The 15,528-nt window shown below is 43.6% G+C and carries 10 protein-coding genes; 3 read left to right on the top strand and 7 right to left on the bottom strand.

Features of this window, described 5'->3' with window-relative positions; genetic code table 11:
* Nucleotides 1-7: 7 nt before the first annotated feature.
* A complete protein-coding gene (gene lpdA / locus CGC64_RS03610; protein ID WP_005676808.1) occupies nt 8-1,351 on the bottom strand; it encodes a dihydrolipoyl dehydrogenase in 1,344 nt (447 codons plus the stop codon).
* 14 nt (nt 1,352-1,365) lie between these two features.
* The gene (locus CGC64_RS03605; protein WP_005676807.1) at nt 1,366-1,758 is read right to left on the bottom strand and encodes a PH domain-containing protein; all 393 of its coding nucleotides are present in this window, start codon (nt 1,756-1,758) and stop codon (nt 1,366-1,368) included.
* A 106-nt stretch (nt 1,759-1,864) separates the two neighbouring features.
* Here CGC64_RS03605 and nadB point away from each other — a divergent pair, with 106 nt between their 5' ends.
* Complete coding sequence (gene nadB / locus CGC64_RS03600; protein ID WP_005676806.1) at nt 1,865-3,436, top strand: L-aspartate oxidase; 1,572 nt, start codon at nt 1,865-1,867, stop codon at nt 3,434-3,436.
* Between the two features lie 2 nt (nt 3,437-3,438).
* Nucleotides 3,439-3,714 carry a DUF4884 domain-containing protein gene (locus tag CGC64_RS03595; protein WP_005676805.1) on the top strand — a complete coding sequence of 92 codons (276 nt, stop codon included), beginning with the start codon at nt 3,439-3,441 and terminating at the stop codon, nt 3,712-3,714.
* A gap of 64 nt (nt 3,715-3,778) precedes the next feature.
* Here the strand turns inward: CGC64_RS03595 and rbr are convergent, their stop codons facing one another.
* On the bottom strand, nt 3,779-4,357 hold the full coding sequence (gene rbr / locus CGC64_RS03590; protein ID WP_005676804.1) for a rubrerythrin: 579 nt from the start codon (nt 4,355-4,357) through the stop codon (nt 3,779-3,781).
* A gap of 248 nt (nt 4,358-4,605) precedes the next feature.
* Between rbr and CGC64_RS03585 the strand changes: the two genes are divergently transcribed.
* Entirely contained in the window at nt 4,606-6,285 is a 1,680-nt protein-coding gene (locus CGC64_RS03585; RefSeq protein WP_005676801.1) for a SulP family inorganic anion transporter, read from the top strand.
* A gap of 255 nt (nt 6,286-6,540) precedes the next feature.
* Here CGC64_RS03585 and CGC64_RS03580 read toward each other — a convergent pair whose 3' ends face one another.
* From CGC64_RS03580 to CGC64_RS03565, 4 genes are all read right to left on the bottom strand, one after another.
* On the bottom strand, nt 6,541-7,056 hold the full coding sequence (locus CGC64_RS03580) for a GNAT family N-acetyltransferase (protein WP_005676800.1): 516 nt from the start codon (nt 7,054-7,056) through the stop codon (nt 6,541-6,543).
* Between the two features lie 214 nt (nt 7,057-7,270).
* Entirely contained in the window at nt 7,271-11,152 is a 3,882-nt protein-coding gene (locus CGC64_RS03575; RefSeq protein WP_005676799.1) for a TIM-barrel domain-containing protein, read from the bottom strand.
* Nucleotides 11,153-11,454: 302 nt separating this feature from the next.
* A complete protein-coding gene (locus CGC64_RS03570) occupies nt 11,455-12,969 on the bottom strand; it encodes a sulfatase family protein (RefSeq protein WP_005676798.1) in 1,515 nt (504 codons plus the stop codon).
* A gap of 252 nt (nt 12,970-13,221) precedes the next feature.
* Nucleotides 13,222-15,507: a glycosyl hydrolase family 95 catalytic domain-containing protein gene (locus CGC64_RS03565; protein WP_005676796.1), complete on the bottom strand. Its 2,286-nt coding sequence runs from the start codon at nt 15,505-15,507 to the stop codon at nt 13,222-13,224.
* Nucleotides 15,508-15,528: the final 21 nt, after the last annotated feature.

Genomic DNA, 15,528 nt, shown 5'->3' with positions numbered 1-15,528 from the left:
TACCGGATTACAATGCTTCCCGGAATATCTCACCCACCGTTGGATGAGGGAAGACAATCTTCTTCCATTGCGCCGCCGTCAACCCAAGTTCAATGGCCGTTCCTGCAAGGGTTATTATCTCTGAAGCCGGGTTACCCAACACGTGCGCTCCAATCACCCGCTCCTGTTCATCCAGCAGCACCTTGCAAACCCCGTTCACTCCTTCGTTCTCTGCTACAAAACGACCGGAATAAGCCATTGGGAGCTTTATGACTTGACAAGTAATGCCTTTTGCTGAAGCAGATTCTTCCGTTTCACCTACCCCGGCAATCTCCGGATTGGTATAGACAACCCCCGGAATGGCACGATAGCTCATAGTGTCTTCTTTTCCCAAAATAGAATGCACGGCCACCTCTGCTTCACGAACGGCTGTATGAGCCAGCAAGGAGAATCCGGTCAGGTCACCGCAAACATAAACACCAGGCACGGAGGTCTGCATCTTCTCATCCACTTTGACAGCCCCACGTTCTGTCTTTTCCAAATTCAGGTTTTCGAGCCCGAAACCTTTTGTCACAGGACGACGGCCGACACTCATCAACAGCTTCTCCGCTACCACACTGCCACTTCCTTCCGCATTCTCATAAGAGACAACAGCAGCTCCTTCCGTCTGCGACAGGCCGACAACTTTCGTACTAAGCAGGAATTTAATGCCTCGCTTTGCATATTCCGCACGCAACAGAGCAGAAAGTTCCTTATCCATTCCGCCGAGAATCTCATCCAGCATTTCGACTACCGTCACTTGCACGCCCAAGCTATTGAAGAAAGAAGCGAACTCCATTCCTATCACTCCGCCACCGACAATGGCCAGAGAAGCGGGCAGTTCTTTATTATCCAACGCGTCCCGGTGCGTCCAGTAATTCACCGTTTCCACTCCGGGAATAGGGGGAATAAAGGTTTCCGAACCGGTGCAAAGTATCAGGTTCTCGCCTTCGTAAGTCTCCTCACCGCAGCGGACTGTATTCTTATCTATGATTTGCGCTTCTCCCGATACTATCGCGACATTATTCGAAGCCAACTTCGCCTTCACCCCCAATACCAGTTTACGTACCACTTTGCTCTTACGGACAATAATCTTGGATAAATCAAAAGAGACTTCGGATACGTTTATCGCATACTTCGACGCGTGCTTTGCACTATCATAAGTTTTTGCCGAATAGAGCAGGGTCTTAGTCGGGATGCATCCCTCGTTCAGACAGACACCGCCCAGATTGTTCTTTTCAATCAACAATACACTCAAACCGGCTTTGCCGGCAGATTCGGCAGCCGTATATCCCGCAGGACCACCGCCGATAATAATCACTTGGTATTTCATAGTAAATAAATTATTTAGTTCATTTTCTTTTCAATCAGTTCAACAAATTCCCGTTCTTTGACAGGCATGACGGAAGCAAACTTGTCTTTCCCATACTCTATCAATATGTAATCGGTCACCGAGAAACTCCCGAATTTCATAGAACGGTACCTTTGTATAGTCGTAATTTCGGAAATAGGAATTACCTTCTTACGGATAAAGCGTCCACGGGATATTTCAATATTTCCGTTCGTAGTGACCGTATAGGCGGTATGTATAATCTGTTCGATCACTACAATCAGCATGAGCATAAACAGCACAGCCGGCAAGATATATTTACACCACAAAGCACCGACGGCATTTACAGTAAGCACTGCCAAGAGGAAATACTGGTACCAGGCGATGCGGGCATGAAAAATTCGATTCATTTTGTCAGATTTTTGCCTGCAAGGTAGCAATTTTATGAATTAGTGACAACGAAAAGTACAACGAAGTAACTTATTTTGTAGCTTTGCGGTGAGAAATAACAAAATTATGGTAAGAAAATTCGATTTCCTCGTTATCGGCTCCGGAATTGCCGGTATGAGTTTTGCGCTGAAAGTGGCGCACAAAGGTAAAGTTGCTCTTATCTGTAAAAGTGGGCTGGAAGAGGCCAATACGTACTTCGCACAAGGTGGGGTAGCGTCTGTGACCAACCTGCTGGTAGACAATTTCGACAAACACATTGAAGACACCATGAACGCCGGCGACTGGATCAGCGACCGTGCCGCAGTGGAGAAAGTAGTGCGCGAAGCTCCCGCACAAATTGAGGAACTAATCAAGTGGGGAGTGGACTTCGACAAAAATGAGAAAGGCGAATTTGACCTGCACCGCGAAGGGGGACACTCTGAATTCCGTATCCTTCACCACAAAGACAATACGGGAGCTGAAATACAGGATAGCCTGATCAAAGCCGTGCAACGGCATCCCAATATCACGGTAATCGAGAACCAGTTTGCTATTGAAATCCTGACCCAACATCATCTGGGAGTCACCGTTACCCGCCAGACACCGGACATCAAATGCTACGGTGCTTATATCCTCGATCCGAAGACCGGAAAAGTAGATACCTATCTTGCCAAAGTGACTTTGATGGCCACCGGTGGAGTAGGAGCCGTCTACAAGACCACAACCAATCCGCTAGTCGCCACGGGAGACGGCATCGCTATGGTTTACCGCGCCAAAGGTACGGTGAAAGATATGGAATTTGTACAGTTCCACCCCACCGCCCTTTATCATCCGGGTGACCGTCCTTCTTTCCTGATTACGGAAGCAATGCGCGGCTACGGTGGCGTACTCCGTACTATGGACGGCAAGGAATTCATGCAGAAATACGACCCGCGTCTCTCGCTTGCCCCGCGCGACATCGTGGCACGTGCCATTGACAACGAGATGAAGAATCGCGGAGACGATCATGTTTATTTGGACGTCACCCACAAAGATCCGGAAGAAACAAAGAAACATTTCCCCAATATCTACGAGAAATGCCTGAGTCTGGGCATCGACATCACTAAAGATTATATCCCGGTAGCTCCGGCCGCCCATTATCTCTGCGGCGGTATCCTGGTAGACCTGAACGGACAGTCTTCTATCGAGCGTCTATACGCAGTAGGAGAGTGTTCTTGCACAGGACTGCACGGCGGTAACCGCCTGGCTTCCAACTCTTTGATTGAAGCCGTGGTATATGCCGATGCAGCTGCCAAGCACAGTCTGCAAGTCATCGACCAATATTCCTACAACGAAAACATCCCCGAATGGAACGATGAAGGTACCCGCTCACCGGAAGAAATGGTACTCATCACACAGAGCATGAAGGAAGTAAATCAGATTATGAGTACGTATGTAGGTATTGTCCGCAGCGACCTTCGCTTGAAACGTGCCTGGGACAGACTGGACATTATCTACGAAGAGACTGAAAGCCTGTTCAAACGTAGTGTCGCTTCCAGAGAAATCTGTGAATTGCGCAATATGGTGAATGTCGGCTATCTGATTATGCGCCAGGCAATGGAACGCAAGGAAAGCCGCGGATTGCATTACACGATAGATTATCCGCACGCAAAGAAATAATTATGAAAACATTAGCTCAACTCTTTATTTCTTTGTTCTGTATGATAGGATTAGCTTCCTGTTATACAGGCATCCCGCTAAAAAGTGGGAAATCCGAGAACAACAGAACCTACGAAGTAAGTTATCTGTTTGAGCACGAGGGAATAAAAGTCTACCGTTTTTTTGATATGGGAAACTATGTATATTTCACCACACGGGGAGATGTAACTAGTATCAAGAATGATTCGACAGGAGAACGAACAATTACCATTTACAAAGACAGTATCCGAAATAAATAGAAAATGAGGCTGATTAACAAGTCAGCCTCATTTTTCTTTATCCAATTAACCCGGTAGACGCAGATTAATAGTTTTCTTTCTTCACTTCGAAATATGCTTGCGGATGCAGGCAAGCCGGACAAACTTCAGGAGCTTCCTTACCTACGGTGATGTAACCGCAGTTACGGCATTGCCATACCACTTCGCCTTCTTTAGCGAATACAGTCATATTTTCGATATTGTTCACGAAAGCCAGATATCTTTCTTCGTGACCTTTTTCAGCGATAGAGATGTTGCGGTACATAGCAGCAATCATCGGGAAACCTTCCTGTTCTGCTACATCTGCGAAGTGGGGATAATCCAGTGACCATTCTTCATGCTCGCCGGCAGCGGCAGCGCGAAGATTTTCGAGTGTAGTACCGATTACACCGGCCGGATAGCTGGCAGTAATTTCAACCATACCACCTTCCAGAAACTTAAACATACGTTTTGCATGTTCTTTTTCCTGATCAGCCGTTTCAGTGAAGATAGCAGAAATCTGTTCGTAACCTTCCTTTTTAGCCACACTTGCGAAATAAGTGTAACGCATTCTTGCTTGTGATTCTCCTGCAAATGAAGTCAACAGATTCTTCTCTGTCTGAGTTCCTTTAATACTTTTAGCCATAATTCTAATCTATATTTTAAATTGGTAATTACCAAACGTAACTTGTCGTACTATTTATAACGCAAATATAAGCGAATTGTTCGTAATAAACCGACTTTTCTTTATGAATAAAAACTATCAGTTCATTGATGAAATCTATCAACAGACAAATAATATGCTGGAGAACATACTTATTTCGATTATTTTATATAATTTTGCAACCTCTACTTTGCAAAAAGGTCAGATTACACGTATAACAACTCATAAAAATGAAGCTATTTGAATTTAAACCCAAGCTGGTTTCTTGTCTGAAGAATTACTCGAAAGAAACGTTTATGGCGGACCTAATGGCCGGCATCATCGTAGGTATCGTGGCACTTCCATTGGCTATCGCCTTCGGTATCGCCTCGGGAGTATCGCCCGAAAAAGGTATTATCACCGCTATCATCGCCGGATTTATCATCTCCCTAATGGGAGGTAGCAAAGTCCAGATCGGCGGCCCGACAGGTGCTTTCATCGTTATCATCTACGGCATTATCCAGCAATACGGTGAAGCCGGACTGATTGTAGCCACGCTCATGGCAGGTGTACTGCTTGTATTACTGGGAGTCTTCAAACTCGGTGCAGTCATCAAGTTTATCCCTTATCCTATCATTGTCGGATTTACCAGCGGTATCGCCGTTACTATTTTCACTACCCAGATTGCCGATATTTTCGGTTTATCTTTTGGAGAGGAGAAAGTGCCGGGAGATTTCGTCGGGAAGTGGATGATTTATTTCCGTCACTTCGATACGGTCAACTGGTGGAACACTATCGTGAGCGTTGTCAGCATTATTATCATCGCCATTACCCCCAAGTTCTCAAAAAAAATTCCCGGCTCACTGATAGCAATTGTCGTTGTCACTGCTGCCGTCTATCTGATGAAAACCTTCGGAGGAATCGACTGCATCCAGACGATAGGAGACCGTTTCACTATCAAATCGGAATTGCCTGACGCTGTCGTGCCCGCCCTAGACTGGGAAGCTATCAGGGAATTATTTCCGGTAGCTATCACGATTGCCGTATTAGGAGCTATCGAATCATTGCTGTCCGCCACGGTAGCCGACGGTGTGATTGGCGACCGCCACGATTCCAACACAGAGCTTATCGCGCAAGGCGCGGCAAATATCGTAGCCCCTCTGTTCGGAGGTATCCCCGCTACCGGAGCTATCGCCCGTACCATGACGAACATCAACAACGGTGGCAAGACACCGATAGCCGGAATTATTCATGCAGTAATCCTGCTCCTGATTCTGCTTTTCCTGATGCCGCTGGCACAATACATCCCCATGGCATGCCTTGCCGGCGTGTTAGTCATTGTATCTTATAACATGAGCGGCTGGCGCGTATTCAAGGCTTTACTGAAAAACCCGAAATCAGACGTCACTGTGTTGCTTATCACTTTCTTCCTTACGGTCATTTTCGATTTAACCGTTGCTATCGAAGTAGGATTAATCATTGCCTGCGTTCTCTTTATGAAACGCGTAATGGAGACAACCGAAATCTCTGTCATCACCGACGAGATTGACCCGAACAAAGAATCGGACATTGCCGTGCACGAAGAGAACCTCATCATCCCGAAAGGCGTAGAGGTATATGAGATCAACGGCCCCTATTTCTTCGGTATCGCTACAAAGTTTGAAGACACCATGGCACAACTGGGAGACCGCCCGAAAGTACGTATCATCCGTATGAGAAAAGTTCCGTTCATTGACTCCACAGGCATACACAACCTGACCGTGCTTTGTGAAATGTCGCAGAAAGAAAAAACAACTGTTATCCTTTCCGGAGTAAATGATAAGGTACATAAAGTGCTGGAGAAATCCGGCTTCTATGAACTGCTGGGAAAAGAAAACATCTGCCCGAACATAAATATAGCGTTGGAAAGAGCGGAAAGCATTGTGAAATAGCGATGTTTATCAACTAATTACAGGAGATATATACCGTGTATATCGGGCATATAGATCCAACGTATTGGACATATAGATCCAATGCGTTGGGTATATATGGCCTACGTGCCGGATCTATATGTCCAGCACACACGGCATACAAGCTACTTAAATCAAACATTATTTCACCAGACTTTCAAGAATAATCCGCGCTTATACATCGCTCTCAACAGTACTGAATCAATAAATGGTACGATCGTTAGAAAAACGATAAGATTATGCCTTATCACAATTCAGGATTGAATACATCTTCATATCCACAACGACGCCATTCTTCACCGCATTCTTTCTCAGCGTTCCCTCCAACTGAAAGCCGCTTTTCTCAAGGATACGACAAGAGCCGATATTATGTGCGAAAGGCTCCGCAAAGAGCCGGATGATATCGGTATTGCGAAAGATATACTCACATATCTGTCTGATGGCACTCGTTCCAAGTCCTTTTCCCCAATAGGGTTCTGCAATATAATAACCTACTTCAGCCGTTTTCGAATGTATATTGCTCTGACGGAACGCGGCTATACTTCCTATTGCCTTGTCATCTACAGTAATGGCAAATGAAAAAGTAGTTTCCGGATCGGCAACATTCATCGCTTGTATGAACTCTTTCGCATCCTCCACCGTATAGGGGAAAGGAATGCCGTCTCTCAAATTATCAAGCACTTTCTTGTTATTCAGCGTCTCTGCAATGTCATTGGCATCTTCTATCCGCCACCGACGTATTCTACATTCCATACAATCTTTACTATTTGAGGTTACACTCCTTGCTAATACGTCCGTAAAACTACGAAATAAATCCTAGACTGATATAAAGAGCCGATTCTATTTTTTCTAAAAAAACAGAGCAAACAGTAGAGTCGGATTTTTATTTCCAGCCTCTACTATTTGCTCCCCTAACCATTTTACAAGAAAAAATAGATTGAATGATTCAGGAATGCTGCTTCTATCACTAGAATTGATGCATTCTCAGTTCCTTATCAACCAATATTCCGTCTTTCAAAGTCAATTCAAACTTCACTTTACGTTTCGCTTTCAGCTTCAGGACAAACAATTCTTCCGAACCATTCAATGCTTCCTGCTTTCCTATATTGACAAACGTAGGATAGAGCGATTTCACTCCATTGGTATGCAAGCGGTCGTAAGTCAGGTTTTCCATTGCTTTCATATTCAGCGGCTCTACACCAACGAACTCAAAGTCATTCTGATCGTAAGGCAATGCAAAGCTAAGTGCATTCACAGCTTTCAGGTCATTACCCTTCACGCGGATTTCAACGATTTCATCCTTCTGATAGAGGCGTTTCGGGGTGCTGATTGATAAAGAGCCCGATACTTTAAGCGTATCTTTTCTACCGACACCACCTTCGAGCTGAGTAGCTACCACGCTGATATCGTAAGCGTCTATCAGATCATTCATGTTTATATCCCCTTTGCTGATATATCCTTCATAATCAGAATCTCCACGGCGCAAGCCCGTGTAATTCATATAAGAAGTCAAGTCGTTGCGGTCGATCTTACCGTCATTGTTGATATCTCCCTGCAAGTAGCTGGCTGTTCCAGGCACTTTGAATACGTACAATTCGCGGCCGGAACCGTAATTTCCTACACCTTCCGTAACGGCAAGTTTGATATAGCGTGCAGTAGGACGGGACTCGAAGCTGAATATCTTCACATCACCGTTGCGTTTCCAATCGAATGCACCCGCTTCCGTCCAATGTTCCTTATCCATGCTATAATATACCGTACCTTTCAATAATGTACCGTTACCGGCATCAGTACGCGGCAAGTAGTGGAACTTATCCAGTTGGTTCACCGTCTTGAGGTCGATAATCAGATCAAGCGGCATTGCATTCACACGGTACTTCGTATGCCAGTTGTCTCCCGATTCGGCAAAGTCGAACAAACGGTTCACTCCGAATCCTCCCTGAGAAGCGGCAGTTGATTCACCTTCGATTCCGTGAATAGCAAATTCCAACGGATTGGCCTTCGTCGTTACCTGAATAGTTGCCCAGTCGGAAACGCCGTCTTTATTGACAGCACGTACTTTGAAAGAGTACGGAGTTTCTGCATTCAGCCCTTCAAACAATAAATAAGTATTGCGGATAGTCGTATAAAGCATACCGTCGAATTCGATTTCATAGAAATCTGCATTAGCGACCTTATCCCATGTCGGTTTCAAGGTGTATGCTTCGCGGTTTTCTTCGGTCACTTGTGCATTCTGCGGCATGGTCAAAGTACCGGTAGTCACACGGTAACGATCGGCAGGCGCAAAACGGAAACCGTCTACGTTCAGCACAACCTGACTGACCGTAATGTCGGCAGAAGCCAGTTTAACGCGTAGTTGCGGATTCTTTGTAATGACCACTTTCTCAAATTCACTGCCTTTAGTAGCGAATTTATTCAGGTTGGGAGTAGCTTCATACCAGTAGACGTTCTCGCCTTTCAGGAAATCTTCGGCCGTAGTTACTTCCATAAGTTTCACCGTTTTCTTGTTCACCTTAGCGACAAGTTTCTTCGGTTTTTCGGTAACATTGATACGCAATTCCGTCTTTTTATCCTTCACAAAACCGTCAAAGTTTCCGGCTGTCGGATGAATGGTGATAGTAAGACGGTTCTTCTTGTCGTTTACGTCCGATTCAATCAGGGTAGATACTGATTTATTCCGGCGGTAAGCTTCCGTTACACCGTCATCATCATACTCTATGGTTTCAGTGTGCCCGTTCGGGTAGAACTCATAAATACGCAGAGACTTGTCTATCTCGCTAACGTTATTATGAGGGTTGGTCATCGGAATGATAGAGCCATTCTTCACAAATACGGGAAGTTTCCAGATAGGAGTATCGAAGTTGTTGAGAATACAGTTACCTTCGTACTTCTCGCCACTGAAATAATCAATCCAGGAGCCGGCGGGCAGATAAATACCGTCGCGGATATCATTGCCTTTCTCATCAGCCTGGGTTTTCTGATAAACGGGAGCTACAAGGAAATCCGTACCATACATATACTGGTACTGGGTAGCCGTTCCATGCGTATAAGCACTGGGATAATCCAGGAACATCGCACGGATAAGAGGCATTCCGTCTACCGCCTCTTTGGCAAAACTATATGTGTAAGGCATCAATTCGGATTTCAACTTCAAGAACATCCGGTTTATGGATGTGGCCGGTTCGCCTAAAGCATGGGGGTACTTCTCATTGGCGCCCCAGCCGTCCATATTCAATTGCATCGGACTAAATGTTTTCCATTGAAAATCACGTATATTGACTGTTTCATTCTTGCCACCGAAGATTCCGTCCATGTCCGAACAAATATTCGGTTGACCGGAAAGGCCGGAGCCTATATAAGTAGGGATATGGAAACGAATATATTCCCACACACCGCCTGTCTGGTCGCCCGACCAAATTCCGGCATAACGTTGTGTGCCTGCCCAACCGTCCAAAGAGATAATGAAAGGACGTGCATCATTTCCATAGTAAGGCATAATACGGCCTACGTCAGCCACACCGTTCAACCCGAAGGAGTATCCGGCACCTACCCACGCTACGTCTGTTTTCAGTACACGCACGCCTGCATCACGAACCTCTTTCACAATATCACGTTGCAGCAAAGCACTTACGCCTTCCTTCGGATGCAAGTCTGACTGTGTCCAAAGTCCGATCTCCACTCCGTTTTGACGGGCATAATCTCCCAGACTTTTCAAGTTGGCAATGTTACCGTCCAGCGTTTCGGTCTGTCCGTATCCTGCACCGTAACCGTCGTTGGGAAGCAGCCAGCCGAGGGGCATGTCATGGCTCTTATAGCGGTCGATCACTGCACGAGCGGAGAACTGATAGTTGTTCTTTTCACCGTTCAGAGATTCTTTGATACCACCATTGTCTTTCTGACTTTCTTTGTAGCGTTTTCCATCTTCAAAAAGAATTCCTTTTTCATCTTCTTTCCAATAGTCACGGTTGTAGGCATTCAAATGTCCTTCGTAAAAACCAAATTTGGGGAGTAAAACAGGATTTCCCGTCAGTTGATAGAAGTCGTTCAGCAACGCAACGGCTCCATCGTTAACCATATAAAAAATATCAAGGTAGGAAGAATTGTGAGATAGTTTCACAACATTTTTTTCCGTTGCGCCAAAGTCATACTCACCTTTTTTAAATGTATACCACATCATTCCGTAGCCGTTTGTCGACCAATAGAAAGGGGTAGGGGATGCTACGCCGCCGTCGGTCCAGCTATTCTGATTCTCGATAGCAATGACTTTGCCTTTATGAGAGAAGCGTCCGTTCTGTACGCCGCCACCATAGAAGTACTCATCCGGCTGCTCTTTCAAAGTAACAGTTACTTTCTTCGGTTCGAATACCACAGGAGCAGTTTCATCAATGACACAGGCATTTGTTCCCAGATTGATGACCTTCATCAGCCCTGTCTGTTTATTCAGTTCGACCCGGACTTTTCCGGTAGCCAATGTTATAATGCCGTCCTTTTCATCTATTGCCAGATTGGATACTTGACGACGAGGCTGGTCTACAAGTATCTGTGCCTCAGGTTTTGCTTCCGGGTCACGGATGATTCCTCCCGAATTATCCTGAAATACACGGAAGATATTCTCTCCGTAAAAATCAATTGTCCTCCGCTGATTATTGGAGAATAACACATCGACTGTTGTCGGATTTACTTTCTTCACACTAAGAATACCCGAGGTCTGTTGAGCCGTGTTCGAAACGACATTACTCATATCGGACTTTTCAGATGCTTGTATGGAAAGAAGTGAAATCGGATAAAAGAGTAAAAACACTGCGATAAATCTAAGTTTTCGCAAACAGAAAGAGTGGTTTTTAATCATGTTTTACTTATTTAGAATTAGACATAAGACTGCTTTTTATTTCTATCTCAACTTTTGTTTTTCCAATACTTCCGCTTTATTTACGGAAATATTTCGCTAATGTATAATAAATACACACCAGTTCATTGTACCCCTATTCAAAAAGGCGTTTTTTTAAATATTCTTTGTTCTTATTACTTTTTTTCACTATTTGCCCAACTTAAACAAAGAAAACAATGGTATACAAAAAAGGAACCGACTTAGAGAAAAACATAAAGATTCAGCTTATTTATCTTTTATCAAAGCATACTTATATTCAACGATTAAAATCTAGTTTTTTTACCCGTACTCAGCTTCAGCGCTTCAAACTCATCAGTAAGCTCTTTTACCTTTTTCGGATATTTATCAGCCAAGTTATGCTTCTGCCCGATATCTTCTTTTAAATTATAAAGTTGATATTCCGTCTGTTTACGATAAGGAGGTATTAACGCCCAATCTCCTTTTCGATAGGCATAATTGAACATACCTTCAATTACCAATTCTTCCCGACCCTTTTTACTTTTACCCAGAAAAGCCTTCAAGGTGTTCCGACTATCAAGTTTATCCGGATAAGTTTGTCCCAACAGTCCGGCAAATGAAGCCAACAGATCCATCTGACAAACAAAAGCGTCGGATACTCCTGGTTTTACCATAGCGGGCCAGCGCAACATAAACGGCACACGTACTCCTCCGTCATACATCGTCGTCTTCCAACCGCGAAGAGGGCCTGCCGGACGGTGCTTACCAACCAACTCTACTGCTTGGTCCTTATATCCATCATCCAACACAGGACCGTTATCGCTCGTCAATATTACAATCGTATTTTCTGCCAGTCCCAACCGGTCCAGTTCTTTCAAAAACTCATCAACACACCAATCAGCTTCGAGAATAACATCTCCGCGAGGCCCCATACCCGACTTGCCAATAAAACGTTCATTAGGTACTCTAGGCACATGCGGCTGATGCAGGCCATAATAAAGAAAAAAAGGACGCTCTTTATTATCTACGACAAATTGCTTCGCTTTTTGAAGAAATAACTGTGCCATATCCTCATCCCGCCATTGTGCTGCCTTTCCCCCTTTTTGGAAACCAATACGGGGCACTCCATTCACTATCGAACCGGCATGCCCGACACTGGGATGCATTCTTAATAATTCCGGATTATCTTTCCCCGTAGGCTCTCCAGGAAAATTTTTCCGATAGTCAACATAAAGCGGGTCTTCCGCCTCAAGCCCTATCACTTTATTATTCTCTAAAAAAACGCAAGGCACCCGATCATTCGTAGCTGCCTGAATAAACGAATAATCATATCCAATCTCAGAAGCTCCCGGATATACTCTTTTATTCCAGTCCACATTACCATCCCCCAGTCCGATATGCCATTTTCCTACGGAACCGGTTATGTATCCGGCCTGTTTCATTACCTTAGGCAAAGTAATTGCCTCTGTATCAATAATCAACTTTGCATTCCCCGGCAATATCTTTGCATCCGGATTTGTCCAGGGATACCTGCCTGTCATTACCGAATAACGACTGGGGGTAGAAGTAGCCGCCGTACAAAATCCTTGAGTAAAACGAATACCCTCATTAGCAATACGGTCCATACCGGGAGTTTGTATTGCATCAGCCCCATAGCAACTCAAATCTCCGTAACCCAGATCGTCAGCAACAATAAGTACTATATTGGGGTGTTGTTTATCTATAGATTTCTTCTCCGGTTGAAACTGTCCGGCCAACAGAGTAACAGGCATCGAAGAAATGCCTGCGAACGCATAAAAAGTCAAATTCAAGTTTTTCATATTTATTTATGTAGTTATTTAAATGTTTTCAAGTTGTTTTTCAGTCTCTGCAAGACCTCCGGATATTTCTCATTTACTATTTTTTCCTCTTTGTAGTCATTAAAATAATCTCCGACAACATTGAGATATGCCTCTTGCTTCTCTTTTCTTCTCTGCCACACCCGGCAAAGCTACTAACAAAAGAGCAACACATACAAATGATGTTCTTTTAATATTATAGCTTCTTTTCATGCATTCCTCAAATTAAAGCCTTCACAAACCAATTCTTTCTAACGTTATTTCTTCACCCGCCCGTGTTTTTAACTCAAGAACTCCATTCTTTTCAGTAATCTTCTTCTTTTTCCCAGCAATCCTGAATTTTCCTTTAAAAGGATTGACCAAACGCAACAAGCCTCCTTTCTCAGAAACAACTTTAACCAAAGAAACATCTCCGTTTTCTAAACTGGCACTTACAACAAAGGCTCCTATGGCACGTAGCTTATCAAACGAAACATCTTTCCAATCGGACGGAATAGCAGGAAAAACACGAATAACTCCACTGTGACTTTGTAATAACATCTCCTGAACTCCGGAGGCAAAAGCCATATTCCCTTCTAATGTAAATGGACGATAAGTAAATCCGGACTTACCACTTCTACTTTGATCTCCATTTGCATGAAAACCATTTCTTAAACAAAAACACTCCGCAAATATACGTAAGGCCTTAGCAGCTCCGTTGCCATCAAAAGCCCGTGCCTTTAAATTTGCCAACCAACTATACGAATACCCGGTCCAACCGCCAGGCCCGTATTTATCTAATGTATTCAAACTAGCATCAATAATTTGAGAATCGCTTTTTCCATAAGATTTATCAAGCAATCCTAACGGATGAATTGCTAATAAATGAGAAAAATGTCTATGAGAATGTTCGTATGGATGCCCTACAGCAATAGACAATCCCCCTTGAGCATCAAGAATAAAATCAGGTAATTCTTCCTCCAGTTTCTCCCAATGATCAGCTTCATCTTTCCGCCCTAATTCCCTAGCCAATTCAGCTGCTGCACGAAAAGCAAAACGAACCAATGCACGGTCAAAATTCGTCATCTCTCTAAACCAAGCATCCATACTATTATCTTTAAATTCCGGAGATGAACTTAAAGGTAAACTTCTTATCCCATCTTTCACTATAGTAAACTGCTCCAAATAAGTAGCAACTTCTTTCAAATAGGGATAACACCTGTCTATTAAAAATTGACGGTCCTGTGAATATTTCCAGTATAAATAAAAATGCTGGGAAAGCCATGCGGAAACAGTTGGGCCTAATGAATATTGACACCATCCTCCCATCGGTTGTCCCAGTAAAGTACAAACTCCCGGAACATTCAACCCCTCAGTTCCAAAATAGGTTCTCGTATATCTCTTATTTTCCTTCAGTTGATTCCACAAAGTATGTAAATATCCGTAACTTTCTTCCAGATAATTGCCAGTATAAAAAGGCCAGTAACTCAATTGTGTATTCAAATCGTGATGATAATCACCTTTCCAAGGAGGTAATTGCCCATTGTCAGCTGTCCACACAGACTGTAAAGATATCGGATACGAGTCTTTTCTAGAGATACTCCCCATTTTATAAATTTCATTGTAATATTGCTTTTCTATCACCTTGTCCGGCAATGTGACAGACGAACGGCTATAAAATATATTCCACCAATTTTGGTGAGTCTGATAATAAGCCTCTATTCCGGCATTCATAGCCTCATCCACAATTTGTGATGCTTCTTCTTTTACAAGAGAAGAGGTAACACTCCATACACCTATTATTTTTTCTCCAAACCGCTTCCATTTTACTGCAACCGAATAAGAAAAATCCCCCCAACCAGGTTGATTATAAACAAATTTATCGGATAATGTCCGTTCAACTTTTCCTTGTTCATATCCGAGTCGGAACAGACTATGTTGACTATGATCTTCAGCGGTATGTCTTACTTCTTCATTATAAGAAGGAGGAATTAATAATGGCTCAAAATCAGCTTCTACCCCTTCAAATATAAACCAACCCACAGGTTTTTGGGCATGGACAAAACAGCGTAAGGATACTCCTGATTTCCATACAACTTCACATACAGCTTGTCGTTGATATAAATGCACTTTTTCAACCTCTCCAAAATGTTCTATTGGAAACTCCAAACCCGCACCCGGAATTTTTGAAGGGCCGGGATAAGCGTTATATGGATTATCAAACCGCCTCTGTACCGGTGTATAATCTCCTTTTTGAAGCTGTTCGTACAACCAATGAAAAGAGAAGCCTTCTCCTTCTAATTCTTTAGAATGCCGCAAGTCCCACAAATCACTGCGATCTATGGACATACGCAAACGTTCTCCTTTTTGCCAGATTAAAGAACCAATAGTCGCATTTCCTAGCGGTATTGCTTCATCCCATTTTCTTGCCAAGTCTCGAAATTCCATATCATGCACATGAGTAGAAACAGTTACTACCGAAGCATATGAATCAATAGTCAATAGAAACAATATAGCAAACAACAACTTTCGATAACTCATTATTTTTCACTTACTTAAAAT

It is taken from the genome of Bacteroides caccae, assembly GCF_002222615.2.
Taxonomy (GTDB): Bacteria; Bacteroidota; Bacteroidia; order Bacteroidales; family Bacteroidaceae; genus Bacteroides; species Bacteroides caccae.
This window is presented reverse-complemented; position numbering and strand designations above follow the sequence as displayed.